Origin of the sequence: uncultured Olegusella sp., from assembly GCF_947253395.1 — a bacterium.
In the GTDB taxonomy this organism is placed as follows: domain Bacteria; phylum Actinomycetota; class Coriobacteriia; order Coriobacteriales; family Atopobiaceae; genus Olegusella.
In genome coordinates, this window is sequence record NZ_CAMXYY010000146.1 from 1 (window position 1) to 3097 (window position 3097).

Annotated in this window: 4 protein-coding genes; all 4 read left to right on the forward strand. The window is 44.1% G+C overall.

Features of this window, described 5'->3' with window-relative positions:
* Positions 1 to 327, forward strand: a 327-nt coding sequence (locus Q0X25_RS08110) for a hypothetical protein (protein ID WP_298581038.1), incomplete at its 5' end; no start/stop codon positions are given.
* Between the two features lie 638 nt (positions 328 to 965).
* Positions 966 to 1466: a hypothetical protein gene (locus Q0X25_RS08115; protein WP_066714213.1), complete on the forward strand. Its 501-nt coding sequence runs from the start codon at positions 966 to 968 to the stop codon at positions 1464 to 1466.
* A 394-nt stretch (positions 1467 to 1860) separates the two neighbouring features.
* A complete protein-coding gene (locus Q0X25_RS08120; RefSeq protein ID WP_298581045.1) occupies positions 1861 to 1992 on the forward strand; it encodes a hypothetical protein in 132 nt (43 codons plus the stop codon).
* A complete protein-coding gene (locus tag Q0X25_RS08125; protein WP_298581048.1) occupies positions 1955 to 2308 on the forward strand; it encodes a winged helix-turn-helix domain-containing protein in 354 nt (117 codons plus the stop codon). The genes Q0X25_RS08120 and Q0X25_RS08125 overlap by 38 nt, the downstream gene beginning before the upstream one ends.
* Positions 2309 to 3097: the final 789 nt, after the last annotated feature.

Genomic DNA, 3097 nt, shown 5'->3' on the forward strand with positions numbered 1-3097 from the left:
ACCTTCAGCGGTTGGACCGATCCGAATAACGGCACCATGGGTGACAAGAACGCAAGCATTACAGGTTCTTGGACCTTCACCGAAGAACCGGCCAAACCGGAGCATCCAATGAACCCAGGAACAGCACAGCCAGGTTCTATAAATGGAAATACAGGAAATACAGGAAATACAGGAAATACAGGAAATAAAGGGACAAATTCTTCTGCACATGTTATACTAAAAACTGGCGAAGCAACGAGCGTACCATTCTATGTAGGTGTCATGGCACTGATTGGATCTGCTCTTTCAGCACTAGCACTGGGGCTTAAGAAAAATAACAACCAATAGGTTAGGCAGTGCAACATAGGGAGTTTGTAATCCCGAACATTACGGTATAGTCGTGAAATATGGCTATACCGTTTTTTCGTCTTTCTGTTTCTGGGGTGGCATAAGATCATCGATGCAGCCCCATACGATATGCATCCTCTGCATCCTTTGGGCGCCCAAAATACTTTGTGAAGGCCAGCCTCAAGCATCGAAAGGTCGTTTGCTTTGAAGCTCCCGCCTTCATCGTCATATTTGGCAATTTCACCGTTTGACCTTGTAATCATTCCAGCACTTTTGCTCGTGGCTCCCCTGCCGCAGTCGTCACAAACCACAAAGTATAGATCCAAAGCTGATTTATACCTGCTAGATGATGTGTTTTGTAATAATTCTTTTGACGTTGTCTGAGCATAGGGCTCAATGTCTTTGCAAAGTGGTCCTTTGATTTGCCAGACCAATTTGCATGCCTGAAGTTAAGGAAATCTTTCGAATTTTGCTTCTGGTTCCTTAAAGGGCGGTCAGAAGACAATGCGCTTAAGTAATACAACCCTGTCATGAAATGCCGCAAGTCAGGAAAGGAGGGCGCATGGAAGTTATCTGCGAAGGGCCTGCGTCTCATAATGATGTTGTCTATAGGGGCGGCGTAACTCGCTATAGCCGTAGTGCTTCAACACTTCGGTCGTATCAGCGCCGAGCGCATCGCCAACATCGTCATCGCGGCTGGTTCAAGCGCATTATCATTCTTTTTTCTTACGCTTACGTCCCTTGGGGCTATCTGTTTTCAACAGGGCTTGCTGTCATGGCAACGCCCTTCCAAGATCACTCCTACCGAGCTTGTCAGTCTCTTTGAACGCAATCCCGAAGCACGCCAGTTTGTTTTGGATTTTGACAAGCGTCACAACGATCATCCAACTATTGATCTTTCTGAATACGCTCACAGTCCCATGGTTCCGCTCTTCTTGCTGTGGGATGAGCGCTGGGGCTATACCAACTATGCGGGTCAGTACTTTGCGCCTTCTGGTTGTGGTCCGAGCTGTTTATCGATGGCCTATATTTATCTTACGGTGGACGCATCGATGTCGCCTCTTGCGATGGGCGAGTTTGCAACAGCTCAGGGTTATGCAGTCGATGGAGAGGGTAGTGCCTGGGCGCTCATATCTTAGGGCGGTCGAAAATTAGGTTTAGATGCGACCGAGATTCCCCTGCAAGAGAAACGTGTTAAGACAGACCTCGAAGCAGGCAATCCCATTATTTGCATCATGGGTCAGGGTATTTTACCAAGACTGGTCATTTTATTGTTCTCGCTGGTCTTAGGGAAGAGGATATCGTTGTGCGTGATCTCAATAGCAGAGGACGCTCCAATAAGATTTTGACCTACTATGAGCTTGAGGGCCAGATTTAAAATCTCTGGGTCCTACGCAAAAGTCAAGTCTAGTAAGCAGAACTTGCCGTCTGCCACCTCATATATCCTCGTGAGAAAATGCTCTGGTTCGTATGCCACCTGCCCTGACGAAACATTGTATTGAAATGCAAGGGTCTATGTGAGAAAGAGTTCAAATGTATCGCATTCTTCTAGTAGATGACGACCGTGATATTGTTGGTGCACTCAAGATTTATCTGCAAAATCCCGACTATGAGCTGCTTTGTGCCTATGATGGCACGCGTACGCAGTGCGCTGCGCCGATATAAGCGGCTCGGTGCCGCCAATCCTCAGGACGAGGAGACTGCCGGAACACTTGTGCTTGGTGGTATCAAACTCGATGATGCCGCAAAAAAAGTTACCGTAGATGGCGAAGCGGTTGCGCTTGCGACCAAAGAATATGACACCTGCCATTTTCTCATGAAGCATCCTGGACGTGTCTACAGCCTAGTTGCAATCTACGAGCCAGTCTGGGGTGCGCCTTCGTATGGCTGTGAAAATACTGCTGCTGTTCACGTACGTCATCTGCTGCCTAAAATAAGGTTTCAGAGTACAATGTTAAAGTTTCAGAGTTCAAAGCAATAGTTTCAGAGTTCAAAGGCAAGGTTTCATTGTATCCAACACGTGATGAAACTAGAGATAACTTTACAGAAAATGATACCAAGCCTATTAGCTGTTGCTTAAAAGAACACTGTAAATAAAGGTTTATTGTAGGCTGACTAAGCAGAAGAACGTGAATGAAAGTCTGGTGTGAATTGACGCTAGACTTTTTTGCTTTTAGGGGTGTGTGCTATTTAGACAAGGGGGTGTTCTTTTAGCCCTTAGGGTGTTTATCAATACTGGACTTATTACGGAGTCTGAGTGATGTATAGGCTACAAGGAGGATGAGTCAATGCGAGAAGTAAAGAAAATACTGCAAGACGAGATGGATTATAGCCTTTGTAAACTACTTTTAGACTATCTGCATTTCAAAGGCCTGGTTGACTATCTAACCGTGCGTCACGATGGAAAGGTTGAGTTTATCTTCCTTGATGGGATCGTAATGAAAATAGACAAGTAAATAACGGATATACAATATATAAAGGCTAGTCAATATAGACTTTTTCTTATATAATTAGCACAAGAAAAATTAGCATACAAGGTTGACAAGCCATGAAAAAACTAACAAAATCCATGACAGATAGACAGACAGCATAGATCTGTCCATTTTCACGTAGAATTTTTTAATTGGCAGAAATATATACCTGATGGATAGGTATGTATTCCTACCTATTTTTATGCAATTTTTAAAAACAATAAAAGGAACATTATTAGATTGATAAGGAGGAGAATATGAAAGCATTATTGAAAAAGACAATGGGTCTATTGATGGCA